The 25,617-nt window shown below is 60.5% G+C and carries 22 protein-coding genes; 14 read left to right on the top strand and 8 right to left on the bottom strand.

The window, feature by feature from the left end; genetic code table 11:
• The 3 genes from FY550_RS02835 to FY550_RS02825 form a co-directional block, all read right to left on the bottom strand.
• Nucleotides 1-1,191, bottom strand: a complete 1,191-nt coding sequence (locus FY550_RS02835; RefSeq protein ID WP_233350262.1) for a multidrug effflux MFS transporter — start codon at nucleotides 1,189-1,191, stop codon at nucleotides 1-3.
• Between the two features lie 139 nt (nucleotides 1,192-1,330).
• A complete protein-coding gene (locus FY550_RS02830; RefSeq protein ID WP_149054343.1) occupies nucleotides 1,331-1,714 on the bottom strand; it encodes a diacylglycerol kinase in 384 nt (127 codons plus the stop codon).
• 133 nt (nucleotides 1,715-1,847) lie between these two features.
• Complete coding sequence (locus FY550_RS02825; RefSeq protein WP_168169371.1) at nucleotides 1,848-2,429, bottom strand: GNAT family N-acetyltransferase; 582 nt, start codon at nucleotides 2,427-2,429, stop codon at nucleotides 1,848-1,850.
• Between the two features lie 132 nt (nucleotides 2,430-2,561).
• Here FY550_RS02825 and FY550_RS02820 point away from each other — a divergent pair, with 132 nt between their 5' ends.
• Nucleotides 2,562-3,383 (top strand): MBL fold metallo-hydrolase, encoded by an 822-nt coding sequence (locus FY550_RS02820; protein ID WP_070981514.1) that lies wholly within the window; start codon nucleotides 2,562-2,564, stop codon nucleotides 3,381-3,383.
• A gap of 50 nt (nucleotides 3,384-3,433) precedes the next feature.
• Here FY550_RS02820 and dacB read toward each other — a convergent pair whose 3' ends face one another.
• From dacB to trmB, 3 genes are all read right to left on the bottom strand, one after another.
• Nucleotides 3,434-4,963 (bottom strand): D-alanyl-D-alanine carboxypeptidase/D-alanyl-D-alanine endopeptidase, encoded by a 1,530-nt coding sequence (dacB, locus tag FY550_RS02815; RefSeq protein ID WP_233350261.1) that lies wholly within the window; start codon nucleotides 4,961-4,963, stop codon nucleotides 3,434-3,436.
• 77 nt (nucleotides 4,964-5,040) lie between these two features.
• Nucleotides 5,041-5,379, bottom strand: a complete 339-nt coding sequence (locus tag FY550_RS02810; protein ID WP_070981511.1) for a DMT family transporter — start codon at nucleotides 5,377-5,379, stop codon at nucleotides 5,041-5,043.
• Nucleotides 5,376-6,077, bottom strand: coding sequence for a tRNA (guanine(46)-N(7))-methyltransferase TrmB (gene trmB, locus FY550_RS02805; RefSeq protein ID WP_070981508.1), 702 nt, complete (start codon nucleotides 6,075-6,077; stop codon nucleotides 5,376-5,378). The genes FY550_RS02810 and trmB overlap by 4 nt, the downstream gene beginning before the upstream one ends.
• 190 nt (nucleotides 6,078-6,267) lie before the next feature.
• On the opposite strand from trmB, the gene FY550_RS02800 reads away from it, so the two are divergent.
• The 3 genes from FY550_RS02800 to FY550_RS02790 all read left to right on the top strand — a co-directional run bounded on the left by FY550_RS02800 (nucleotide 6,268) and on the right by FY550_RS02790 (nucleotide 9,074).
• On the top strand, nucleotides 6,268-8,142 hold the full coding sequence (locus FY550_RS02800; protein WP_149054687.1) for a beta-ketoacyl synthase: 1,875 nt from the start codon (nucleotides 6,268-6,270) through the stop codon (nucleotides 8,140-8,142).
• 137 nt (nucleotides 8,143-8,279) lie between these two features.
• A complete protein-coding gene (gene coaD, locus FY550_RS02795) occupies nucleotides 8,280-8,762 on the top strand; it encodes a pantetheine-phosphate adenylyltransferase (protein WP_149054342.1) in 483 nt (160 codons plus the stop codon).
• A 57-nt stretch (nucleotides 8,763-8,819) separates the two neighbouring features.
• A complete protein-coding gene (locus FY550_RS02790) occupies nucleotides 8,820-9,074 on the top strand; it encodes a YfhL family 4Fe-4S dicluster ferredoxin (RefSeq protein ID WP_070981506.1) in 255 nt (84 codons plus the stop codon).
• Nucleotides 9,075-9,161: 87 nt separating this feature from the next.
• Here FY550_RS02790 and FY550_RS02785 read toward each other — a convergent pair whose 3' ends face one another.
• Nucleotides 9,162-10,547 carry an alginate export family protein gene (locus FY550_RS02785; RefSeq protein WP_070981504.1) on the bottom strand — a complete coding sequence of 462 codons (1,386 nt, stop codon included), beginning with the start codon at nucleotides 10,545-10,547 and terminating at the stop codon, nucleotides 9,162-9,164.
• Nucleotides 10,548-10,783: 236 nt separating this feature from the next.
• Here FY550_RS02785 and FY550_RS02780 point away from each other — a divergent pair, with 236 nt between their 5' ends.
• Together FY550_RS02780 and FY550_RS02775 are read left to right on the top strand one after the other, a co-directional pair.
• Nucleotides 10,784-12,109 (top strand): MATE family efflux transporter, encoded by a 1,326-nt coding sequence (locus tag FY550_RS02780; protein WP_070981502.1) that lies wholly within the window; start codon nucleotides 10,784-10,786, stop codon nucleotides 12,107-12,109.
• A gap of 130 nt (nucleotides 12,110-12,239) precedes the next feature.
• On the top strand, nucleotides 12,240-15,125 hold the full coding sequence (locus FY550_RS02775; RefSeq protein ID WP_070981500.1) for an MASE3 domain-containing protein: 2,886 nt from the start codon (nucleotides 12,240-12,242) through the stop codon (nucleotides 15,123-15,125).
• Nucleotides 15,126-15,184: 59 nt separating this feature from the next.
• Here the strand turns inward: FY550_RS02775 and FY550_RS02770 are convergent, their stop codons facing one another.
• Nucleotides 15,185-15,490, bottom strand: a complete 306-nt coding sequence (locus tag FY550_RS02770) for a hypothetical protein (protein WP_070981498.1) — start codon at nucleotides 15,488-15,490, stop codon at nucleotides 15,185-15,187.
• A 336-nt stretch (nucleotides 15,491-15,826) separates the two neighbouring features.
• On the opposite strand from FY550_RS02770, the gene FY550_RS02765 reads away from it, so the two are divergent.
• From FY550_RS02765 to FY550_RS02730, 8 genes are all read left to right on the top strand, one after another.
• A complete protein-coding gene (locus tag FY550_RS02765; RefSeq protein ID WP_070981886.1) occupies nucleotides 15,827-16,951 on the top strand; it encodes a 2-keto-3-deoxygluconate permease in 1,125 nt (374 codons plus the stop codon).
• 82 nt (nucleotides 16,952-17,033) lie between these two features.
• Nucleotides 17,034-18,296 carry a nickel-dependent lactate racemase gene (gene larA / locus FY550_RS02760; protein ID WP_070981496.1) on the top strand — a complete coding sequence of 421 codons (1,263 nt, stop codon included), beginning with the start codon at nucleotides 17,034-17,036 and terminating at the stop codon, nucleotides 18,294-18,296.
• A gap of 33 nt (nucleotides 18,297-18,329) precedes the next feature.
• Nucleotides 18,330-19,256 carry an ATP-dependent sacrificial sulfur transferase LarE gene (gene larE, locus FY550_RS02755; protein WP_084388284.1) on the top strand — a complete coding sequence of 309 codons (927 nt, stop codon included), beginning with the start codon at nucleotides 18,330-18,332 and terminating at the stop codon, nucleotides 19,254-19,256.
• Nucleotides 19,249-19,989 carry a nickel pincer cofactor biosynthesis protein LarB gene (gene larB, locus FY550_RS02750; protein ID WP_149054341.1) on the top strand — a complete coding sequence of 247 codons (741 nt, stop codon included), beginning with the start codon at nucleotides 19,249-19,251 and terminating at the stop codon, nucleotides 19,987-19,989. The genes larE and larB overlap by 8 nt, the downstream gene beginning before the upstream one ends.
• Nucleotides 19,986-21,266: a nickel pincer cofactor biosynthesis protein LarC gene (gene larC, locus FY550_RS02745; protein WP_149054340.1), complete on the top strand. Its 1,281-nt coding sequence runs from the start codon at nucleotides 19,986-19,988 to the stop codon at nucleotides 21,264-21,266. The genes larB and larC overlap by 4 nt, the downstream gene beginning before the upstream one ends.
• Nucleotides 21,267-21,449: 183 nt before the next feature.
• A complete protein-coding gene (gene pdxA / locus FY550_RS02740; RefSeq protein WP_199287838.1) occupies nucleotides 21,450-23,789 on the top strand; it encodes a 4-hydroxythreonine-4-phosphate dehydrogenase PdxA in 2,340 nt (779 codons plus the stop codon).
• 41 nt (nucleotides 23,790-23,830) lie between these two features.
• Nucleotides 23,831-24,736 carry an NAD(P)-dependent oxidoreductase gene (locus FY550_RS02735; protein WP_070981491.1) on the top strand — a complete coding sequence of 302 codons (906 nt, stop codon included), beginning with the start codon at nucleotides 23,831-23,833 and terminating at the stop codon, nucleotides 24,734-24,736.
• Nucleotides 24,737-24,805: 69 nt separating this feature from the next.
• Complete coding sequence (locus FY550_RS02730; protein ID WP_070981489.1) at nucleotides 24,806-25,582, top strand: DeoR/GlpR family DNA-binding transcription regulator; 777 nt, start codon at nucleotides 24,806-24,808, stop codon at nucleotides 25,580-25,582.
• The last annotated feature ends 35 nt before the right edge of the window (nucleotides 25,583-25,617 follow it).

The raw sequence follows: 25,617 nt of genomic DNA, 5'->3' as shown, positions 1-25,617 counted from the left end.
CTATCGCCCCAATCCGCAGCGGCGCGCCACCTGTGGGGTGGCGATCAGCAGCGGCGCGAGCAGCAGCAAGCCGACGGCCGCCATGGCCAATGCCGGTGAAAGCGGCGAATTGACCAGTAGCGTCGACAATGCCGCCCCGCCGCTGAGCTGGAAGAGACCGATCAGGGCGGCAGCAGTACCGGCTCGATCGGCAAAGGGTTCCAGTGCCAGACTGACCGTAGCCCCCAGCGCCAGGGAAAAACCCACCGTCAGCACCGCCACCGGCGCCATGAAAGTGAGGGCACTGACTAACAACCACTGATCGACCATCAGCTGCATCACCCCGGACAGGACCATGATGGCCACGCCCAGTCGCACCGTCGCCAGCCTTCCCCAGCGCCGAATGACACCGGGTGCCAACAGGAAGCTCAGAACATTGAGTGCGGCATTACCACCAAACCAGGCACTGAAGCCCAGCTGGCTGTACCCCAGGCGCTCGACCAGTACCACCGGTGCCGAAGTAACATAGACAAAGACCATCGACATGCCCGATAACGCAATCAGCGCACACCACCAGAAACGCAGGCTGTGCAGCATTGGTGCATACCGGGCGCGCTGGTAGAGCGGCTCATCACTCCGCTGTGCCCGAGCCAGCGTCTCGGGAAATCCCACCAGACTCGCGCCACCCACCAGCAACCCGAACAGCACCATGAACAGAAAATTGCTGCGCCAGCCCAATGAGGTTGCCAGCACTCCGCCGAGCGCCGGTGCCAGTGCGGGGATCGCACAAAGCGCCCCATTGAGATAGCTGTAGAGATGCGCACCTCGCTGCGGTGTGAAGCGATCCCGAACCGCAGCAAAGGCCACCACGGTCGTGGCACATGCGCCCAGGCCCTGAAGTATGCGTGCCGCATAGAGCAGCATGAGCTTCTCGAGAAACATGCCCAGCCCAGCCCCCAGCACGAAGGCCAGCAACCCACCCAATGCCACCGGACGCCGACCGAAGCGATCAGAAAGCGGTCCGACCACGACCTGCCCGATTCCTACCGTAAACAGAAACAGCGTTACCGTGATCTGCAATGCGGCAGTGGAATAGCCCAGTGAACGTGCCATGTCAGGCAATGAAGGCAGATAGATATCAACGCCGATCGGCGTCATCATCACGAACGTGATCAGCAGCGCGATCAGGATGCGAGTGCGTTGCGGCGACACAGCGACTCCGGCTGTCATTGAACATGGCCGTGCAGAATAGCAGTCCCGACAGCTCACCCCGGAGGCAGGCATGAGGGACACAGTGAGCGTCCACGGGGCATTGCAGTGCACGAAAGAACGAAGGTCTCGGCGCCAGCTGTTATGTGTGCAATGGCACACCCAGTCGGGAGAGCAGCAAACTGCCCCAGACCAGGAACGCAAACAGTACCGAAAGGAAGACAGCGGCCGACCCCAGATCCTTGGCACGTCCGGAAAGTACATGGTGCTCGACACCGATTCGATCGACAATCGCCTCGATGGCGGAGTTGAGCAGCTCCACAATCATCACCAGCAACGCACTACCGAGCAGCAACAGCCACTCCAGCAGCGAACGTCCCAGCCAAAAGGTGGTTGGCAGCAATACCAGGGTCAGAATCAGCTCCTGACGAAAGGCTGCTTCATTACGCCAGGCGGCACCAAGCCCCTTGAGCGAATAGCGAGTCGAGTACAACAATCGCCTGAAGCCGGAATGACCGGGTTTCATTGCGCGTTCCTGTTGTCAGGCGCTTGTCCTGCGGTTTTGGGCCCTGCTTCCCCGAAACCGATGAGAGGCGGATAAGCATTTATCCTAGCAAAGCCTGCTCCCCTGCGACCATACGCCAGGACCGGAGTCTCCATCATCTCGGCTCCGACGCCCGGACAGTCACAGCAGGCGGAGTGGCAGAATCATCAAGCGTCAATTGCAGCAGGGCCAGGTCCAGCCAGCGGCCGAACTTGCAACCCACTTGTGGCATCAGTCCCACCTGCCTGAAGCCGAATCGCTCATGCAGCCGAATCGACCCCCGGTTGCCGGCATCGATACCGCCGATCATGGCATGCCGCCCCTGTTGCCGGGCGTGCTCGATAAGCATCGCCATCAGTTGTCCACCGATCCCCTCCCCGCGCCGGTCCGGATGGACATAGACACTGTGTTCAACGCTGTGCCGATAGCCATCATGCGGGCGGAACGGACCATAGGTAGCATAACCCAGCACGCGCTCTTCTGCCGGCAGCACGGCAACCAGTACCGGAAACCCGGCATTCGTGCGCTGCCGCCACCAGTCGAGCCGATTGGCCAGATCGACGGTATGCTCGTTCCAGATGGCGGTCGTGTTTTCAACCGCCAGGTTGTAGATCTCCATGATGCCGACAAGGTCGGCTTCAACGGCATCGCGAAGCACGATGTCCGTTACACCATCGAATGAGCGGGGTTGAGGCATGAATACGTCCACGACCGAAATTGAATCAATAACCTGACCTGTATTGTCGACAGAAGCGACCCATCGCACCAGACTTCAGCAGCATATTCGTTAATTGCCCCTGATGCCGAGTTCGGTCACGGAGGACCTGTTATGGTATTCAATCCCCTGCACGATACGCATCTGCCCATGACATCGCTCAAGAGTGGCGACGGTCATGAGGTCATCAGCGACGTCTACTGCCTGCCGGTGCAGATCGTCAATGTCTACTTCGTCGGCATCCCGGACAGCGGCGACTGGGTGCTGATTGATGCCGGCATGCCTGGCAGCGAGGACCGCATTCGCCATGAAGCCGAAAGCCGTTTTGGCACCGATCACCCACCTCGCGCCATCGTGCTGACCCATGGTCACTTCGATCATGTCGGCGCAGCGGTCGAACTGGCCGAGTACTGGGATGTGCCGGTGTATGCCCATCAACAGGAACTTCCCTACCTGACCGGCCAGGAGCACTATCCGGGGCCATGGACAGATGTCGGCGGCGGACTGATCAGCCAGTTGGCACGCTTTTTTCCCGATCAGCCCATCGACCTGGCCGAGCGTGTCCGGGCGTTGCCGGAAGATGGGAGCATTCCGCCATTACCGGATTGGCAGTGGGAGCCAACCCCGGGTCACACGCCGGGGCATGTGTCGTTTTTCCGTCCTGCAGACCGCGCCCTGATTGCCGGAGACGCCTTTGTCACCGTCAAGCAGGAATCGCTCTACAAGGTATTTACCCAGCATCGTGAAATCAGTGGGCCACCCCGCTATTTCACCGTCGACTGGGATGCTGCCAGGGCCTCGGTCGGTCGGCTGGCAGCGCTGGGACCCTCGGTCGCCATGACCGGTCATGGCATGGCCATGGCGGGCGAGGAGCTCAGACAGCATCTGAACGATCTCTATCTGCGCTTTGATGAACTGGCAATGCCCTCACGTTAGGCACTGCTGCCGGGCGGCTATCGCTGCCCGCCCGGCACCCTCGGCTGTTTTCAGTGGTTTTCGATCATCGGTGTCAGATCTTCGGATACTGCAGTGAGCGTCTTGCGCCAGTTCAGATAGGGCGTAGCCGCCCGACCATTGAACATCACCGCAAAAGCCCCCCAGCGACCGGATTCGGTACGGAAGTAGCCGGCGATGGCGCGCACCGGCACTGGCTCGTTGAGCGTACCGGTCTTGATCATCACATGGCTCTGGAAGAGATCGCTACCCCGGCGAATGAAGTGCATCGGCCCATTGTCCGGCACCTGCATGCCGGCCACGAATACCGGAAACAGTGCTGGCTGGCGATACATGCTCGTCAACAGTGCGACCAGGCCATGCGCACTGGTGCTGCTTTGTGGTGTCAGGCCACTTCCCGAAGCCAGACTGACCGGCCCGTGGTCGGGTACTTTCCTGGCCACAAACTGCTCCAGCGCAGCGCTGGCATCGTTGAGGCCTGCCGGCTGTTGATCCGCCAGGTCCAGCGCCAGCGTATCGGCCATGAAATTATTGGAATAATTGAGCATGCGCAGCAGTAGTTCCTGCAATGGTTTGCCATCGACCGTCGCCAGAGGGCGCGCATCATCGGCCGGCGGCGTATTGGTCACGGCTACCGGGCCATCCAGGGCAATACCAGCCTCTTGCAGTCGCTGCTGAAAGGTCGCTGCACTCTGCGACGCCGGATGAGAGCCGGAGCGATAGATGGTGCGTGGCCAGGTATCGCTATCGATCTGTCCTGAAAGCACCAGCGTGTCCTCGCCGTTATCCGCCGTGACACGTTCAGCGCTTATGCCGGTCTTGCCACTGGAGACTGTCTTTACGTGATTGGCCACCCGTGGCAGTGGCGCGGCACTGAAACAGCCACTGACCCGGGCCTCGGCACCAGGCCGACTGCCCGGCATGACCCGTACACACCAGGTTGCGAAATCTACTGCCGCCGAGGTCAGGCGCGCATCATAAGCGTGCCGTGAGCGCTCCCGCGCGCGACAGCGATCGGTAGTAATACAGTCCACCGGTCCAAACCGCCATTGGCTGACCAGTACCCGACCACTGATGCGCTCGATATCGCGCTGACGCAACTGCTGGACCAGACTCCAGTAATCTTCGCTGGTCAGCCCCGGATCGCCGGCGCCTTCCAGTATCAGATCCCCCTGCAGCGTATGACCACTGACGGTACCGTTGGTGACCAGGCGGGTCGTGAACCTTTTCTGCGGCCCCCAGCGATCCAGCGCGGCAGCTGCAATATAGAGTTTCGACACCGAAGCCGGCGTCAGCTGATTCGTGGGCGTCAGGCTGCCCAGGGTTTCACCACTGTCCAGCAGTCTGGCTTCAGCGCTGACCCGAAACCCCTCGTGTGCCAGTTCGGCTGTCGCCGGAAAGCCGGCAGCCCGGGACAGTGTGGCGACGCCCATCAGTGCCGCCAGCGCGCCCCAGCACAACCATCGTTTTCCGCCCTGCCCGAATGACAGGTTCATCAGACCACGCGTGGGCGCTTTGGCAGAAGCATGGCGCGGACGTACACCGGGTAAAAATGACCACATGGAAAGGAAATCCGAACAGAAGGAACGTCAGATGAGCTCTATACGGCCAGGCCGTACGTTAAAAAACGTGCCCCAGCTTACTGGGCATTCATGCCGGAAAACAATTGCAGCACCGTGACGCCGGCCACAATCAGGCCGATGCCGATGAAAGCCGGCAGATCCGGACGCTCACCGAATAACACCATTGCCACCAGCAGAGTCAGCACCATCCCCAGTCCCGCCCAGATGGCATAGGCAATCCCGACCGGCAGGGTCTTCAACACCCGGGAGAGCAGATACATGGCCAGGCCGTAGCCCCCAATGGTAATCAGACTCGGCGTCAGACGGGTAAAGGAAGCCGAGGCCTTGAGTGCATTGGTAGCAATCACCTCGGCAATAATGGCGATCACGAGATAGACATAGGGCAACCAGCTCATTGGGTCTTCCGGGTGTAGGGACTCTCGCGATGAGGCAGCCGGCAGACCAGCCGCCAGAGCGACTGCCCGCTTTCCTTGTACTTGCGCTCAAACGGCGTCATCGGTATCTCGGGCTGCCACCACTCAACCAGCGGCGCAAGGCCACAGACCAGCTCGATGGCCTGGGCAAACTCCTCCACATAGATCCGCCAGTTGGAGCGCAGCTCCAGCGTGCCGCCCAACGCCAGCAGTGTGGGCAAAACAGGGTGTCCCTGCCAGCGCCGCTTGAGTTGGGAGACCTTGGGCCAGGGGTTGGGATAAAGCAGATAGTGCTGCTCGGGCTGCCAGCCGGCTGCCAGCGCCAGTCGCCAGAAATCCACCAGATCAGCGCGTAACAATAGCGCATTGTCAGGCAGCTCCCCCCAGCTACGGGAAAGATCACGCCCCAGTCGCTCGGCGCTGCGATCAATACCGATCACGCTGTGATCCGGCTGGCGACGTGCCAACTCACGGGTCGAGAGTCCGACACCACAACCGGCATCGAGAATCAGGGGGCCGGTACGTGCAGCCCGCCATGTCTGCGCCTGCTCGAAGGCTTGCCGGGTATGCTCGGCGATCGGGCGCTGCCAGGCGGCACCAAGCGCGCGCTCGATCTGTCTTGCAAGGTCTTCGTGAGGCCGCTGCTGGGCGGTACGAACAGGCGTGGAGTTGGCGTGCATGACACATCCATTGCAGGCGCAGGACAAATGATGGCGGTCGCGCGTGATACCTTCGCAAGCCCGGCATGACGGCTCGCCGGGGGGAATGGTATCATTTCCCGATTGCAATGGCGGTGACGATAGCCGCCTTTTTCATTCCCCCAGTATGAGCGAGGGCCGCGACTTGTCACAGCTACCGGTGATCGTCGGCATGGGCGGCGTCAATGCTGCCGGCAGAACCTCGGGGCATCAATCCTTCCGTCGTACGGTAATCGATGCCCTGCCCGAGACTTCGCGTCACCAGACCCTGCTGGGGCTGACTTCACTGATGCAGCTGTCTCGACGCGCACCGGACTGGGTCAATGCCGATGGCTCCGCCACCGATGCGGCCACCCTGCTGGCGCGACACGAACGTCACGTTCTCGACCACACCCTGATTCGCCGGCTCGAGGACGATCGTTACAATGCCGCCGGCATCCCTGCCAATCGCGCCGCCAGGCTCAACCTGGCCTCATCGGCCACTGCGACACTGCGACGCCGCCAACTGCCCGATCGACCGCCAGAGCACTGGCAGATCCGGGAGCTGGACAAGCGTCATGTCGAAGTGACGATGCCGGCCGGCGAGCTGGAAGTATTGCTGCCGGATCGTCGTGAGGCGCTGGTGCGCTGCGCCGGACAGCTGCCAAGCGGTTTCGATCCCACGTCGCTCTATCACAGCGTGCACCATCCGCGCGGCCTGTCGATGGCGATCTTCGGCGCCTCCGACTGCCTGGGCCAAAGCGGTTTCGAATGGCAATCGCTGGCCGACCGGATCGATCCTGATGAAGTGGCGGTTTATGCCGGCAATTCGATCGGTCAGCTCGACAATGAAGGCTGGGGCGGCCTGCTGCAGAGCTATCTTTCCGGCAATCGGGTCACTTCCAAGCAGATGCCACTGGGCTACGGGCAGATGCCGGCTGACTTCCTCAATGCCTATGTGCTTGGCAGTGTGGGTGCCACAGGTGCCATGCAGGGCGCCTGCGCCAGCTTCCTGTACAACCTGCGCCTTGGTGTCGATGACATCCGCTCCGGACGGCGTCGGGTGGTACTGGTGGGCTCTTCCGATGCCCCCATTACTCCGGAAATCATCGAAGGCTTTCGGGCGATGAGTGCACTGGCCGATGATGCCAGTCTCAAGGCACTGGACGCCCTCGAAATGCTCACCGATGCCGACTACCAGCGTGCCTGTCGCCCCTTTGCGCGCAACTGCGGTTTTACCATCGCCGAATCCGCCCAGTTTCTGCTGTTGATGGATGACAGTCTGGCCCTGGAAACCGGTGCCGATATTCTGGGCGCGGTTCCCGAAGTCTTTGTCAATGCCGATGGCAACAAGCGTTCAATCTCAGCGCCCGGGATCGGCAACTACATTACCCTCGCCAAAAGCGTTGCGCTGATGCGTGACATCCTGGGCGACGAGGCAGTACAAAAACGCAGTCACGTGCACGCTCATGGCACCAGTACCCCCAAGAATCGCACCACCGAATCCCATGTACTCGACGCCGTAGCCCGCGCCAATGGCATCGATTCCTGGCCGGTTGTCGCGATCAAGGCCTATCTGGGCCATTCGCAGGGCGCCGCGGGTGGCGATCAGCTGATGAGTGCGCTGGGCAGTTTTGCGCATGGTGTCCTGCCCGGCATCTTCACCCTGGATGCCGTCGCCGATGACGTATATGACGAACATCTCGAGTTCTTCCGTGAGCATCGCCAGCACGACTCCGACATTTCCTTTGTCAATGCCAAGGGCTTCGGTGGCAACAACGCCACGGCACCTGTGATGTCGCCGGCGATTACCGAGCGGCTGCTGCGTCAGCGTCATGGCGAGGCTGCCATGCAGCGCTGGCGCCGGGCCCGGGAAGCAGTACGCGATCGGCAGGCAGAGTACGAGTCGCGCGCCCAGGGGGGTGAGTTCCATCCGATCTATCACTTTGGCAAGGATGTGCTCGAAGGGCCTGAGCTCGCAGTTCATGCCGACCGCATTGATATCCCCGGCTACGCGCGGCCGGTATCGCTGAAGGTCGATAATCCCTTTGGCCGCCTCGACTCCTGAAGGCGCCCCATGCACCGGATGGCACATCGGTATCAAGGGCAGGCCACTATCATGGCCCCCGGCTCCTGCGATAAAGTAGACACCCTGCAGAGATGCAGGGCGTCAGCGTTCATTCGATCCCGCAACAGGATGTCGGCATGAATATCGTGGTCTACCCCGGCACCTTCGATCCGATCACCAATGGTCATACCGATCTCATCGAGCGGGCTGCTCGCCTGTTTGACCGGATCATCGTTGCCGTTGCCGACAGCCCGCGCAAGCATCCTTCGCTGACACTTGATCAACGGGTGGGTGTGGCCCGCGAGGTGCTCACCCATCTCGACAACGTCGAGGTGGTTGGCTTCAGCTGTCTGTTGACCGAACTGCTCGAACGCCATGGCGCCCATATTATTCTGCGCGGCCTGAGAGCGGTGTCGGATTTCGAATACGAACTTCAGCTGGCCAACATGAATCGCGCCCAGGCGCCACATGTGGAAAGCCTGTTTTTGACGCCGGAAGTCCAGAATTCCTATATTTCATCGACGATCGTTCGTGAAATCGCCCGCCTCGGCGGCGACGTGTCGAAGCTGGTTCACCCTCGTGTCGCCGAGGTGCTTGCCGAGACGTTTGCCGATCGCTAATCTCCCTTCCGCCCGGGCACATCCGGTGTCGGCGGAAGTTCATACGAGGTACAAGCCATGTCCCTGATGATCACCGACGAGTGCATCAACTGTGACGTCTGTGAACCCGAGTGCCCCAATGGCGCTATTTCACAGGGCGAGGAAATCTACGTCATCGATCCCAATCTGTGTACCGAATGCGTCGGGCATTTCGATGAGCCGCAGTGTCAGCAGGTCTGTCCGGTGGACTGCATTCCGCTCGACCCCGGCCATGAAGAGAGCCGTGAACAGCTTTACGCCAAGTACGAGCGCATCATGGCGGTCGAAGAATAATCCTCATTCCACGCTGTCGGCTGGCTTGCCGCTCAGTAAAAGGCGCCCGTTCGGGCGCCTTTTTACTTTCCGATGCGTGTTTTCGCTTCAGAACGTATAGGTGGCAAACAGCTCGAACAGTTGCGCGCTATGGTCATTACCCATAAAGGTCTGTTCGGCACCATCCCCGGGAAAGGCCACTGCGTAGACGCCGGATAGCGACAGTCGATCGGTAATGTTCCAGTCGGCATAGAGATTGACTTCCCTGGCGAAGTCCCGGTCTGTCACACCGGAAGGTGTGTCATGGTAGCGAAAGTTGTAACCGATGATGCCGGTTTCCAGGCTTTCGCTGGGGTTGAGAGAAGCCCGCACCATGTCCACATCAAGATTGCTGTTGAAGAGCATGTATTCGCCGACAATTTCCCCCATGTACCAGTTGCCCCAGCCACCGGCAAAATCGTAGAACACGGTATCGTAGTTCTCACTGAACTCGGCATGTCGATAGGCCAGCTCCGGCGTCCAGCGCACCTTGCTGAAACGGTAGGTCACCTGACCATACCAGGCGTCATCATCAATACCATTGTCATTGTTGTCCTCGTAGACGTACTGACCGCCCAGCGAGAGATCCGGAATGGACGCAAACGGTTTGCCCTTCGCCCGCAGGTTATAGATGTCAGTGCCATCCAGCGCAGAAATATCGCTGTCGTAGGTGTGCATCACTGCCGCACCGAATTTGGCCCGATCACCCAGCGTATAGCTGGCATTGATCCCGTTCATGCTGGTCTCGGTATCAGGCCCTCCGCGAACGTACTGCTCCTTTTTGAGATGAAACAGGTCACCATGCCAGCCATGACTGTCCAACGAGAGGATGGCCGTATTGTGGAAGCCTTCGCTGGCACCGATCCAGTAGCCACCATACTTGCCGGTATCAAGGTAGCCGTCGCCAACCAGGAAGCCTTCGCCAAATTCGAATTTCTGTCGCCCGAATGAAACAGTCAGCGCATCCTTGCCAAGCGAATCGGCAAACAGGGCGCCGCTACGCCACCCAAGGTAGGCACGGTCGATACGAGCATCCTCGGGATGGTCCGGCGTGGCGCCATCCACATCACCATAGGCATTGCCGCGGGTCATGCTGCCTACTGCCGTCACCCCGGCAAAGGCAGTCCCGGCATTCGGCAGATCCACCTCACCGGTCAGGGTGGGCATGGCCGTGGCTTCCCACCATGAGGGATGGCGTTTGGTGGGGTTGCCACTGATACTTTCACTGGCACCGAAATTGGCATTGCGCGTGGTGGCGCCATATCCATAAAGTGTCAGACCGCCATTGAGGCGAATACCACTCTGACGATTGTTATAGAGCTCGATATCGGCGCTCGGGAGCTGAATACCGGGAGAGAGATAATCGATATCGGTGACGGCTGCCTGAGCGGAGCCTGTCAGCAGAAGCCCACCCAGTGAAATACCCAGGCCGGCATGAAGCCTTGAATGAGGCATGTTCCAGTTCCTTCTGGTTGTCGAAGTCGGACAGCGCCCCCGAGAGATTGTCATTATCCGTGAAGGCTGCCGTGTAGTGGCCCGTGTGCTGCAGGACATACATCGTTTTCGCACACTGTTCCCTGAATTAATGCCACCTTAACAAAGTAGTTCAGGAATCAAAGGGCTTGCAGTACATGAATCGGCTCGCCACTATCGCTTTCCGCCGTTACTGAACGATCTTCCCAGGAGCTTCCATGAGCACCACGCCCACGGCGTCCCGTCAGCGTTTTAATGAAATTCGCCGACTCGCCTGGCCGATCATCGTCTCGAATATCAGCGTTCCCCTGTTGGGTCTGGTGGACACGGCCGTGGTCGGCCATCTGCCGGATCCCCGTTATCTGGCCGCCGTCACCCTGGGCGCTACCCTGTTCAGCTTCCTGTTCTGGGGTTTCGGTTTCCTGCGCATGGGCACCACCGGTCTCGCGGCCCAGGCATACGGTGCCGAGGACGAGCAGGCACTGCGCAATCTGCTCGGCCAGGCGTTGATCATCGCACTCGGACTGGGGGTAGCGCTGATCGCGCTCTCCGAGCCGCTGATCGAACTGGGACTCTGGCTGCTCCATGGTGAGCCGGACACCCGAGCGCTGGCCGAAGGCTATGCCCATATCCGCATCCTTGCCGCACCCGCGGTACTGATCAACTACGCCATCATCGGCTGGTTTCTGGGGCAGCAGAACAGCCGGGTCACGCTGATCCTGATGCTGACCACCAACAGCCTCAATATCGTGCTGGACCTGCTGTTTGTGCTCGGATTCGACATGACCAGCAATGGCGTGGCCGCCGCTTCGGCGATTGCCGAGTACGCCACCCTGGGCGTGGGCATTGTGCTCGTGCGTCATCGCCTGGGCCAGCTGTCAGGAGAGCTGGATAGCCGACCCCTGAAACGGTGGAGCGCTTACGCCACGCTTTTTCGCGTCAACCGTCATCTGTTCGTGCGTACACTCTGCCTGCTGTTCGCGATGGCGTTTTTCACATCCCAGGGGGCACGTCTGGGTGATACCCCGCTGGCTGCCAATGCCGTACTGATGCAGCTGGTCATGATGATTTCATATGGGCTCGATGGTTTCGCCAATGCCGCCGAGGCGCTCACCGGGCGAGCTGCCGGTCGTCATGACTGGGCGGATTTCGCACTTACGGTCAGAACCTGTCTGCTGCTGTCATTGATCACGGCTGGTGGGGCAGCCCTGGTGTTCGCTTTCTGGGGCAGCGATCTGATCGCGCTGCTGACCGACCTTGCCTCGGTACGGGATTTCGCTGATCGCTATCTCGGCTGGGTCGTCATCATGCCGCTGATTGCCGTCTGGAGTTATCTGTTCGATGGGGTCTTTATTGGCGCAACTGCCACGCGGCCGATGCGCGACACCCTGATTCTGGCCCTCGCCGTCTATCTGCCGGTCTGGTGGCTGACCCAACCTTTCGGCAATCACGGGCTATGGCTGGCCTTCACGGTATTTACCCTGGTGCGTTCGGCGGGACTCGGCGGGGTCTATCTCTATCGTCGACGTCATGACTGGCGCTGATCCCGCTCCGAATCAGACCATACCGGAAAAGTCGTTATAGCGTCGTTGATGGCCGCTGTTCATCGGGTGGCACGCGCAACATCCTGTGTACACTGATAAATCAGCACTTCCAGGGACCGATGGCACTACCATGGCGCGACTGACAACGGCGCTGAGCCGCCTCTTTACAGGCCCCAGTGGGGCCATCTTCTGGCTGATGCTGAGCCTGCTGGTGGTACTGACCCTGCTGCCACGCTTTCAGATCTTTGCCAGCACAGCGCCCTATCTCGGCTTTCACTCCCTGACCGAGATTCTGTGCGTCATCGTGGCAGTGCTGGCAGCATTGGCTGTATTCAACGGCTACAAGCAGCTCTCCTCTCGCCTGACTGCCGTTGGCTGTCTTTTCCTGTTATCGGCGGGCTTCGATACCCTGCATCTGCTGACGATGCCGGGCATGCCAGAGCTGTTCACACCCAACACGCTCAACAAGGCCATCCATTTCTGGCTGCTGGCCCGGTTGAGCGCCATCACCGGTCTACTACTGCTGGCACCTGCCTCGAAGCCCTCAGCAAAACGCCCCACGGGACGGCGCATCATCCTCCTGTTTTCAGCGCTTTTCCTGATCGGCGCCGCCACCGGCATGGCCCAACCCGGCTGGCTGCCACGCCTGTATGACAGCACTACCGGCCTTACCAGCGTCAAGATCGCCAGCGAGTGGCTATTGGCGATCATGGCCGTGATCGCAGGTTTGCTGCTACTGCGCAACAATCGCATCGGTCAGCGCCAGGATCGCGAAATGCTGACAGTGGCCGCCTGGATTACTGCCATGGCGGAGATCTGCTTCACTCTCTACGGTACGGCCAACGATGAATTCAATGTCATTGGCCATCTCTACAAGGCCGTTTCCTATGTATTGATTTTCAGAGCCCTGTTTCTGACCCATTTGCGCCTTCCCTGGCAATCGATGGCGCGCGCTCAGCAGGCGCTCACCCATCAGGAACAGCGCTGGCAACTGGCCCTGACCGGTTCCGAGACTGGTGTATGGGATTTCGATCTGAGCGAGGACCGCCTCTTCTGCTCCAGTCAGTTCCACCACAATCTGGGCTATCGCGATGGCGAACTGCCTCGTCGAACCGAGCACTGGCGGCAGCGCATGATCCACCCCGAGGATCAAGCTCATGTGCGCGAGACGCTGCAGGCCCATCTGTCCGGTCATGCCGAGTACTGGCACTGTGAAGCCCGGGTCCGGGATGCCCACGGTCACTGGTGCTGGCTGCGAATCAATGGACAGATCATGGCCCGCGACGCCAGCGGTCAGCCGACCCGACTGGTGGGCACAGCGCTTGATATTCAGCCGATTCGGGAGCGCGAACAGGAACTCAGTCATGTGCGTAGCCGATTGCAGGCCATCTTCGACACGGCGCCCATGGGGCTGATGGTCTTCAATTCGCAAGGGGAATTGCAGCAGCATAATGGTGCGCTGCGTCGGCTGCTGGACAACCGGCAGGATGAACATCCGGCGCCCCATGGTATCTGGCAATGGATCAATCATGAGCGCCGTGCAGAGGTCAAGCGTCACTGGCAGCAGTGGCGTCAGGCCACAACAGATGAATACACGCCCTTTCGCGAGCAGATCGCGCTGGCCGACCGCCAGGCCGAAGAACGCTGGACACGCTGGCTGGTCACCCCCCTGCCCGAAGGCGATTATCTGGGTGTTATCGAGGATATCAGCGATCAGCGCCGGGCCATGAGTCTGCTCAGAGAGAATGCCGAGCTCTATCGCAGTACCTTTGAAAGTGGCAATGCCATCAAGCTGCTGGTCGATCCCGAGAGCGACCGAATCGAGGATGCCAACCCGGCGGCAGTGGAGTATTACGGTTATTCGCTGGCCGAGTTGCGCCAGATGAAACTCAGTGAGCTGGTACAGACACCATTGACCGATATTCGCGCCAGGATCGAGCGCTCACTGGAATCCGGTAGCAGCCATTTCGAATCCCGACATCTGGGTCGTGACGGCAGGGTTCGCGAAGTCGAAGTCTTCACGGCTTCCATCGTTCGCGATGGTCGTCAGCTGATTTATGAAATGGTGCATGACATCAGTGCTCGCAAACACGCCGAAAACAAGCTGCATCAATTGAACCAGCGTCTGGCCCGCTACGGCGAAAATCGGCGCCATCTCAATCAGCTCGGCACCCGACTCTATACCCTGACCGAACTGAGTGAACTGCCGCATCTACTCGAACAGGAACTACCGAACTGTTTCCCTGAAGTCTGCGGCGTACTGGCACTGCGTTTTGAAGAGCTGGAAGAAGACGCACACCGGGTCCGCTGGGGAACGCAGGGGTGTGAACAGCACACTTTTCATCACGAAGAACGTCTGGAAACGGCTGCTGGCACCATCGGCAAGCTGACCCTGCGTGGCACACCCGAGGATGAAGAGGACCGTGAACGCCTGGAGCGTATGGCCAGCGATGCCGCGCGCGCCGTAACCCTGAGTGTCATCAATCTGCGCCTGCGTCAGCAACTGACCCGGCATGCCTATCGGGATGCACTGACCGGCCTCTACAATCGACGTCATCTGGAAACCGAACTGCCCAGCCTCCTGAGCCGGGCCACACCCGATCAGCCACTCTCGCTGGTGCTGCTGGACCTGGACCACTTCAAGCAGCTCAATGACACCTGGGGCCATGACATCGGCGACGAAGTGCTTCGCGCCATCGCTCGTATCATGGAGGGCATGTTGCGCTCCAGCGATATCGCCTGTCGTTATGGGGGTGAAGAATTCGTGGTGGTCATGCCTGGCGCCAGTGCCAACATCGCCGAGCGGCGTCTGGGGATGATTCTGGATCGTTTTCGAAACTGGCGTCTGACGCTGGAAGAAGGCGTCATTGAGCAGCGAAGCTTTTCCGCCGGTCTGATAGAAGCCCCTCGCCAGGGGCAGGAGATGACCCAGCTGCTCGAACAGGCCGATCGCGCCCTTTACATGGCCAAGCGCGCAGGACGCGCCCGTATTGTTGCCGCTACCGAGAGCTCCTGAGTCAGAAGCACCAGCCATCATTCACGATGGCTGGCGCTCACCGAGCATGAATCGGACGCTTATTTCCGATCCGACGTAAAGTCGGGAGGGTCGCTGGCGGGAAAGGTTTCACGAACGGCCTCATCCACACGCTCGGACCCATCACTCATATCAATATCGGGATCAGCCTCCTCGATGCGCGCCCGGCGATTGATCGCCTGATCGGCCACCAGTCTGTCGGCTTCTTCACGCATCAGCTCCCGGGGAATCCAGCGGTGCTTGCCCGATGCTGTCTCGATCTTGACATAGCGCTCATCGGCACTGACCACGCGACCGAATGACTCTCCTTCGGGGGTAACGACTGCTCTATCGGTGCGAATTTCCATGAAAGCCTCCTGCTTTCCTCGATCGAGGCTTCCAGTTTAGTTCAGGACGAGTGATCAATAGAGCAGTGAGACGTAAAACCATGTTGCAACTGGATCGAATCGATCATTTCTGTCATTCCCTCCCTGGACATTGGTCTTACGACATCCTTCTCAACAAAACAAATAACCATTTAAAAACAATAAAATAAAGCACAAAACCACTTATCCCGAGAAAAATACCGATCCATGGTGGCATTGCTCTTAATGATTGATTCGATCATTTTTTACATCGATTCGATCATTACAGATATCCATCAGCGCAATACCGGTTGGACGGTAACAGTCGGGAGGTCTCCCATGCGCCTGCTAGCCAATGTCGAAAAGGTCCCGGGTGGACTGATGGTGGTGCCCCTGATCCTCGGTGCCGCGCTCAATACCCTGGATCAGCTTCACCTGCCCTGGATTACATCATTCCTGCAATGGCTCGGCGCCGGACAGACCAGCGACGGACATTACGAATTCCTGCGCATCGGCGGTTTCTCCCAGGAACTGTTCAAGGATGGCGCATTGGTACTGATTGCCCTGTTCCTGTTCTGTTCGGGCAGTCAGATGAACCTGCGCGTCGGTGGCCGTGCGCTCAAGAAGGGCGTGCTGCTGGTCGCTGCCAAATATCTCACCGGGCTGGCAGTCGGTGTCCTGCTTGGATGGCTGTTCGGACCCTTCAACGGTCTACTGGGGCTGTCGACCGTGGCCATCATCGCTGCCATGACCAACGGCAACGGCGGCATGTACGCCGCTCTGACCAGCCAGTATGGTAACCGTTCGGATACCGGCGCTGTGGCCATCCTGTCGCTTAATGACGGCCCCTTCTTTACCCTGATGTCCCTGGGTCTGCTGGGGTCCCAGTTCCCGGTCATCGCCTTTATTGCCGTACTGCTGCCCATTGCGCTGGGCATGCTGCTGGGCAATATTGACGAAGATATTCGCGCCTTTCTCAAGCCGGGCGAAATTCTGCCGGTACCCTTCTTTGCCTTTGCGCTGGGCGCCAACATGAATCTGGCCGCCTTCTTCAATCCCGAAGTCGTGGGCGCCGGACTGCTGCTGGGGGTGATGACCACGGTACTGACCGGCGGTGTCGGCATCCTGGTCTTCCGGCTGTTCCGTGAGCGCAGCGTGATCGCCCCGATTTCGGAAGCCACTACGGCCGGCAACGCCGCAGGCACCCCGGCCGCCATTGCCGCTGCGGCTTCGGTCGCCGCCGGTTCGGGCATGATGAGTGCCGCCGAGGCACAGCAGTATCATGACCTGGTGGCCATCGCGACCTCGCAGATTTCCATTTCGACCCTGACCACTGCCATTCTGGGGCCCGCCGCCGTCATCCTGGTGGATCGCTGGCAGCGTCGCCGCGGCATCGATGGCACCATCGAAAGCGACACCGTCGCCTCGGAGGGCACCCCACAGCCCGAGCCGAGCAAGACCTGAACCAACGCAGCAGTCGCCATACACGCTATGCTGAGCAGCGCGGGCGCCCTGGCGCCCGCTTCCATATGGCAGGAGAAGAGGCATGAATACATCACTGCTCTACGGCCGGGGCGAACTCTCTCTCGAGCTGCCCGAGCACACCTTCGTGGTCGAACCACCGACCCAGCACGCGCTTGAAGCGCCCGAGCATGCCATTCGCGCCGCACTCGATGAACCCATCGGCACGCCTCCGCTGAAAGAGATGGTGAAGGCCGAGGATCGCGTCGCCATCGTCATCAGCGATATCACCCGACCGACCCCCAACCATATTCTGGTGCCACTGCTGATCGAGACACTCGCTCATGTGCCACACGATCATTTCGTCATCATCAATGGCACCGGTACTCACCGCGATCAGACGGAAGATGAGTTGCGCGGCATGCTGGGTGACTGGGTGGTCGACCACATCGAGATCATCAATAACCACTGCGACAATTACGATGAGCAGATCAACGTCGGCGATAACAGCTTCGGTTGCCCTTCATGGCTCAACCGCCGCTATGTCGAAGCTGACTTTCGCATCGTGACCGGCTTTATTGAGCCACATTTCTTTGCCGGCTTTTCCGGGGGCCCCAAGGGCATCATGCCCGGGATTGCCGGTCTTGAAACCATCATGACCTTTCATAATGCCCGCATGATCGGTGATCCGCGTTCGACCTGGGGCAACATGGCAGACAATCCGCTGCAGGCCATGACTCGCGAGATCAATACACTCTGCCCGCCGCATTTCATGCTCAATGTTACCCTCAACCGGGACAAGGCCATCACGAAGGTCTTTGCCGGTGACATGACCGAGGCCCACCGCCGCGGCTGCGAACATGAGCTCGAACATGCCATGGTGCGCTGTGACGAACGCTTTGATGTGGTGATTACCGGCAATTCCGGTTACCCGCTTGACCAGAACCTCTATCAGGCGGTCAAGGGCATGAGTGCGGCACACAAGATTGTCCGCGAGGGCGGAACCATCATCATGGCGGCGGAGTGCTCGGATGGTATTCCCGATCACGGCAAGTTCGCCGAAATTCTCGCCATGGCCGATACCCCGCAGGCCCTGCTCAGGATGATCGAGGACCCGGAATTTGCCATGCTCGATCAGTGGCAGGTGCAAAAGCAGGCGGTCATCCAGAGCTTTGCCAATGTCATGCTCTACTCCACCCTGAGTGACGACCAGACTCGGCGCGCCCTGCTGGAGCCGATACACGACATTGAAGCTACCCTCGCTGCGCTGCGAGCGCGCCATGGGGGCAACATGCGAGTCGCGGTCATGCCGCTGGGTCCATTGACCGTACCCTATGTGGATGAATGAGCGCGGGATTGCGCAGACCCGCAAGGAGCCCTCATGAGCGAAGTCAGCTGGAGCAATCGGATTGAACATGCCGCGGTCAACGTCACCCCGGAGCCGCGCGGGCCGCAGTTAACCCATGCGGTCAGTGAGGGCACGGCACTGGAAGCCAAGCTCGAACGGTTGCGCGCCGTGCTGCGCAACATGGGCGACGTCGTGGTCGCCTTCTCCGGCGGGGTAGACAGTACCTTCCTCTTGGCCGTGGCGCTTCAAACGCTGGGGCGCGAGCATGTACTGGCGGTCACCGCTGATTCCGAGTCCTATCCCTATGAGGAACTTGATGCCGCTCGCGAACTGGCACAGCAGTTGAATGCTCCGCACCGCGTAATCGAGACCTCGGAAATCGACATCCCCGGCTATGCCGATAACGATGCCAGCCGCTGCTACTACTGCAAATCCGGACTGTTTACCCATCTCGCTCCCATCATGGTCGAGGCAGGCTTTCACAACATCGTCTTCGGCCTGATCGCTGACGATGCCGGTGAATATCGTCCGGGCACCATCGCCGCTCGCGAGCATGGTGTGCGGGGCCCACTGCACGAAGTCGAGCTCTACAAGGCCGAAATCCGCGAACTCTCCCAGGCGATGGGCCTGCCTACCTGGAACAAGCCCTCACTGGCCTGTCTCTCTTCCCGGGTCGCCTACGGCGAACGGATTACGCTGGAGAAACTGGAGCGCATAGCCGAAGCCGAGCGCCGGGTCCGCGCCCTGGGGATCGGCCAGTTGCGGGTCCGCCATCACGGTGACCTCGCCCGTATCGAGGTTGAGCCTGCCGATATGCCACGCCTGCTCGAGCAGCACGACCGACTGGTCAGCGAGCTTACCGAACTGGGGTATCACTGGGTCACGCTCGATCTTGCCGGGTATCGCAGTGGCAGCATGACCCGCATGCTCGATCCTGAATCACGGCCCCCTCATGAGTGAGCACAGCAATAACGAGCGCATCGCCGACCTTGGCTTTGCCCGCGTCGATCACGATCGCGAGGCACGTAATGGCGTGCCCGAAGTCATTTTCGGCGAGGGCAAGCGTGTTGAGCAGATCAGCGCCATCGTCGCCCGTTTGCGTGCCCGACACCAGCGCGCCCTGGTCACCCGACTCGACACCGAACGCGCGGAACACGTACTGCGTGATCACCCCGATGGCCAGTACGATCCGGTCAGTCGCCTGCTGCGCTGGGGAGAAGCTCCCGAACGCCTGCCGGGTCGGGTGGCCGTCATCTGTGCCGGCACTTCCGACCTGCCCGTCGCCGAAGAAGCGTCGCAGACGCTGGAGTGGCTGGGTGTCGAGGTTGCCCGACTCAATGATGTCGGCGTCGCCGGACTCGACCGACTGCTCGCTCACCGGGAGGCGATCACTCACGCGGATGTACTGATCGTGGTGGCCGGCATGGAAGGCGCCCTGCCCAGTGTAGTCACCGGCCTGGTGCGCAGTCCGGTGCTCGCCGTACCGACCTCGGTGGGCTATGGCGCCAGTCTGCAGGGGGTGACCGCCCTGCTTGGCATGCTCTCCGCGTGCGCCACCGGCATGAGTGTGGTCAACATCGACAACGGTTTCGGTGCTGCCTGGCAGGCTGCCAGCATCCTCGGGCTGGTCGCGCGCGGCGTGCATCCGGCGCCGGCCGATTTCAGAAGTAACACGGATATCCCGGACTCATGAACCGACTTCATCTCGATTGTACCTTCGGTATTGCCGGTGACATGCTGCTGGCCGCCCTGATCGATCTGGGTGCCGACATTGATCGTATTCGTCACGACCTGCAGACCCTGCCGCTCGACCCTTTTGAACTGGGCAGCGAACGGGTTGATCGCTGTGGCATCAGCGCCCGGCTGTTGAATATCTCGCTGGGCAGGCACGAACACGAACACGAACACGAACACGAACACGAACACGAACACGAACACGAACACGAACACAGTCATCATCACGGTCATGCCCACGCTCATCCACACCGCCGCGCCGGCGATATCCTCGCCATGCTCGGTAGTGCCGACCTGCCACCTCGGGTGCAGCAGCGGGCGCAGGCACTGTTCACTGCCATTGCCGAAGCAGAGGGACGTATCCATGGCATCGATCCCGCAGAGGTCCATCTGCACGAGGTCGGCGCGATGGATTCGATTATCGATATCCTCGGTGTCTGTCTGGCACTGGAGCAGCTCGAGATCGACACCCTGACGGCCTCGCCAGTGCCGGTCGGCCATGGTGTCGTCAGCATGGCACACGGGCGCTTTCCGATTCCCGCACCGGCGACCCTGGAACTGTTGCGCCACATCCCGCTGTCGGATTTCGATGCCCCCGGCGAGCTGACCACCCCCACCGGGGCCGCCTTCCTGCAGGTGCTGGTCGAACGCTTCGGTACGCTTCCTGCGGGAGCCCCGACGCGCATCGGCTACGGCGCCGGAAGTCGCAATTTCGATCACCCCAATGTGCTGCGCGCGGTGCTGTTCGAGCAGTCACAGGCCACGACTTCGCCACGTGAATCGATCGCCGTGCTGGAGTGTCAGCTGGATGATGCCACCGGCGAACAGCTGGGATATGCCTTGTCACTGCTGCTGGAGGCAGGCGCACTGGACGTTTTCCATACGCCGGTCACCATGAAGAAATCCCGCCCCGGTATATTGATCACCGTACTGGCTCGTCCTGCCGACGCCGAAGCACTGGAACGGCTGCTGTTGAGACATACCTCAACCTTCGGGGTGCGTCGTCACGATGCCAGCCGGCAGACGCTGGAACGACGTATCGAGACGGTCACTACTCCGCTGGGTAAAGCGCGCATCAAGGTCGGCCTGCTAGAGGGGCAGATACTGCGCACCACCGCAGAATTCGAGGATATTCAACGCCTGGCACACCAGCATGATCTGTCGTTCGAAGACATTAGAACACTGATTCTCGAAAGCTGGCGGCTGGGTCCGAAACCTTCTGTAGCCGATATATAAGCCACACTGTATATGATCGATTCAATCAATAACTGATTGAGTCACGGCTCTCCTGCTACCGGAAAATCCGATTTTTCGGCTTTCGGCCACTAGTCCCGCCCAGGCACAGCCCATGCGATGGTCTACTTGCCATAATTGATCGATTCAATCATTTTATGATCATTCACAGCTTGAGCCCATACCATGACAATCGCGACCGCTGCCCACCGGACCAGCCCAATGACTTCGGCGCCCATCACCACCTCATTGCTGATTCTGGCCGATGACCTGACCGGCACGGCGGATAGCGCGGTCGGCTGTGCCAATCGAGGGCTGCGTACCCTGGTGACACTCTCACCCAAGGCAGGAGCCACCGCCGAGGTAGTCGCCATCGATACCGACAGCCGGCGCCTTCTCCCTGACGAAGCAGCGCAGCGTTGTGTCGACAGCTGGCAGCAATGGCAGGGTCGCTATCGTCATCTGTTCAAGAAACTCGATTCCACCCTGCGCGGTAATGTGGCCGCCGAAATCGCTGCGCTGGTGCCATTGGCGGGTATGGCCGTTGTGGCTCCAGCCTTCCCCGCTACCGGGCGGACAACTCGTAATGGCCATCAGTGGCTGAATGAACAGCCAGTGGAAGAGAGTGAAATATGGCGTAACGAGGGACTCACCGGTCATGCCGACCTGCTCGCAATGCTCCGGACTGCCGGGCTGCGAACCGCCCATCTTGGTTTGAAAGAACTGCGCCAAACGGCCGACGAACTCACTCGACAAATACAGGCGCTTCAACAGCAGGGCTATCAGGCCGTGGTCTGTGATGGCGAAAGTGATGACGATCTGGCTCGTTTGGCGAGGGCTTCCGCAAGCCTGACGGATATCTTTCATGTCGGTTCGGCCGGTCTGGGCCGGCATTTGCCGGAAGCGCTCGGTCTGACAGACTCCCTCAGGCCTGCTGCACAGGGTTCCTCCGAGCCAACACCGGCCATCAATCATCGTCCCATGTTGAGCGTGGTCGGCAGCATGACCGAGGTATCCCGACAGCAGGCCCTTCAGCTGCAACAACGAGCCGGCGCTCGGTTACGCGTCTTCGAACTCACGCCCGACCAGCTGCGTCACGCACCCGATGAAGCAACTCGGCACTCAACAGAACACGCCATGGCGGACGCGCTCGAACAGGGACTCGATGTGCTGGTGTGCATTGCCCGAAACCACGGGCGCAACGCCGCCGAGGGGCCTGTGCTGGCAAAACATCTCGGTGAGCTGCTGGCACCACTCCTGGCCCGGATCGACACCCTGTTCGTGACAGGCGGAGAGACCGCCCGCGCCCTGCTGACCAGCGCCGGCATCACCAGCCTGCTACTGACCGACGAACCCGATACCGGCATGGCCGGGCTGCAGACCGAACTCGACGCCAGACCGCTGCGTGTGATTACCAAGGCAGGTGGCTTCGGCGATGACGCCGCCCTGGCTCGCCTCTGGCAGCGACATGGCACAACCGAATCTCGTATTTACCCTTCATCAGATGAGGACAAGGACATGAGCGAGCGTCCCGTAGTCGGTATTACCATGGGCGACGCCGCTGGCGTTGGTCCGGAAATCATTATCAAGAGCCTTGGCCATGACTCGGTTTACGAGCTCTGTCGCCCCCTGGTGATCGGCGATGCCGGTCGACTCGAAGAAGCCGCACGGATACTGGAACGTCCGATCAGCGTACGTGCCATTACCCAACCCAGCGAGGCTCGCTTCGAACCCGGCACGGTCGATTGCATTGATCTTGGTCTGATACCCGCTGATCTGGTCTGGGGCAAAGTCTCGCCGATTGCCGGCGATGCCGCCTATCAGTATATCGCCCGAACCGTTGAGCTCACTCGCGCCGGGGAGCTCGACGCCATCTGCACGGCCCCCCTCAACAAGGCAGCCCTGCATGCCGGTGGACACGTTTTCCCCGGTCACACCGAGCTGTTGGCGCATCTTACCGGCATCGATGAGGTCTCGATGATGCTGGTCACACCGAAGATGAAGGTGATCCATGTGACCACTCACATGGGGCTGATCGATGCCATCAATCGCATTGAACCCGGGCTGGTTCAGCGCACCATCGAACGCGCTCATGACACGCTGGCACGCGCCGGCATCGATTCACCCCGGATTGCGGTTTGCGGTATTAACCCGCACGCTGGAGAGAATGGCCTGTTCGGTCATGGCGAGGAAGAGGAAAAGATCGTTCCTGCCATCGAGAACCTGCGTGCCCGCGGCTGGGATGTCGAGGGGCCGCTACCGGCAGACACCCTGTTCTTCCGCGCCGGGCGTGGCGATTTCGATTGTGTGGTCGCGATGTATCACGATCAGGGCCATGGCCCGGTCAAGGTCATGGGCCTGGAAGCCGGAGTAAATGTCACCGTCGGTCTGCCGGTCATTCGTACCTCGGTCGATCACGGTACCGCCTTCGATATCGCCGGACAGGGCATCGCCGACGAGCGCAGTATGCTGGAAGCACTGCGCCAGGCGGTAGAGCTGGCCACCCGACACGCTGCCACGGCCTGACCCGGCCGGCCTGCGTATCTGACACCCAAGGAGTTGCCCTCATGGAGAATATTGGATTCATCGGCCTTGGCCTGATGGGAGAAGGTATGGCCCGCAACCTGATCGGCGCCGGCTATCCACTAACCGTCATGGGACATCGCAACCGTCGCCCGGTAGATGAACTTGTGGCACTGGGCGCCGAAGAAGTCACCTCTCCCGCCGACATGGCCGCCAGGTGCGATATCGTCTTTCTCTGCCTGCCCGGCGCACCGCAGATCGAGCGGATCGTGACCGGTGACGACGGGCTTCAGGCCGGGGCACGTCAGGCCGGCGGACGCAAACTGACCATTGTGGACTGCTCAACCTCGCAGCCCACCCTGACCCGACAGCTGGCGCAATCACTGGCCGAGGACGGCATCACTTTCATCGATGCGCCGCTGGGCGGCATTCCTGCCCAGGCACAAAGCGGTGAGCTACAGGCCATCGTCGGCGCCGATGAAGACACACTCGCGCGACTGGAGCCGGTCATCTCCACCTGGGCGGCACGTATCATTCATGTCGGGCCCGTAGGTGCCGGGCACACCATGAAACTGCTCAACAACTTCCTGGCCATGGGCTATGGCGCCATATTTTCCGAAGCACTTACCATTGGCGCCCGTGCCGGTATTACGCCTCAGGTCTTCGACAGCGTCATTCGTGGCTCACGCATGGACAGCGGCTTCTACCGCACTTTCTTTCAATATGTGCTCGACCGTGACCGCAACGCGCATCCCTTCGTGCTGACCAACGCCCACAAGGACACCCGCTATCTGGTCGAACTGGCAGAGAGCCTGCAGATAGAGGCCGGAGTCGCCCGAGCTGTGCGCGATCTCTATGCCGGCGCCGAAGCCCAGGGCGAAGGAGAGCGTTACGTGCCGGAGCTTTCCGATATCGTAGCTGCCCGCCATGGCGTTCATCTGGGTGAATAAGGCACTGCGTATCCCGGGACACGACATGCGACAATCAGGTCTGTTTCAGAATCCCAGCGGGAGCAGGCAATGAAAGTCACCCGACGCCGTCAGGCCATGCTTGATGCCGTGCTGGCCGGCATGACCGAAGTGGAAGCCCTGTGTGCCCACTTCGGTGTTTCGGAAGCCACGGTGCGACGTGATCTGGGCGCCCTGGCCAGGCAGGGGCTGGTGGTACGTACCTACGGCGGCGCCACTGCCCGCCTTGGCCCACGAGAGCCGGAGCTGACGCTCGAACAGCGCCGCGAACGCCAGGGGGATGTCAAGGCCGGCCTTGCCCGGTTGGCGCTGGAACGGATTCACGATGGCGATACCCTGCTGCTGGATGGCGGCACCACAACCGCAGCACTGGCCCACTGCCTGCGAGCAAGACGCGGCCTGCATGTACTGACCAACAATCTGGCAGCGCTGTCCGCGCTTGGAGATTTGCCGGAGGGGCATGTCACCATACTCGGAGGCGATCTGCGCGTCTCCAGCATGACCGCCTATGGCCGGCTGGCCCATGCGGCACTGGAGAGAATCAGCGTGGACCGGGTGTTCATGAGCGCCGATGGTGTCGTGGCCGACATGGGTCTGTGCGAAGCCAGCCCCGAGCAGGCCTGGCTCAAGGAGGCAATGATCCAGCGCGCTGCCGAAGTGTTCATCATGGCCGATGCCACCAAGCTGGGACGAGCCAGTCAGCAGCACTGGACGCCACTGCCGCGGCACTGGACCCTGATCACCGATGCCGACGACGATACCCTGCTCGATGCCTTTCGTCTCCGGGGCGCCGAAATCTGCAATGCTCTGCCCACCCCCCATCACTGAAGTACCGTAATAACCCCCGAAATACCCACTGGAGC

It is taken from the genome of Kushneria phosphatilytica (genome assembly GCF_008247605.1).
Taxonomy (GTDB): domain Bacteria; phylum Pseudomonadota; class Gammaproteobacteria; order Pseudomonadales; family Halomonadaceae; genus Kushneria; species Kushneria phosphatilytica.
Note: the sequence above shows the minus strand (reverse complement) of the source record. Positions and strands in the feature narration are given on the sequence as shown.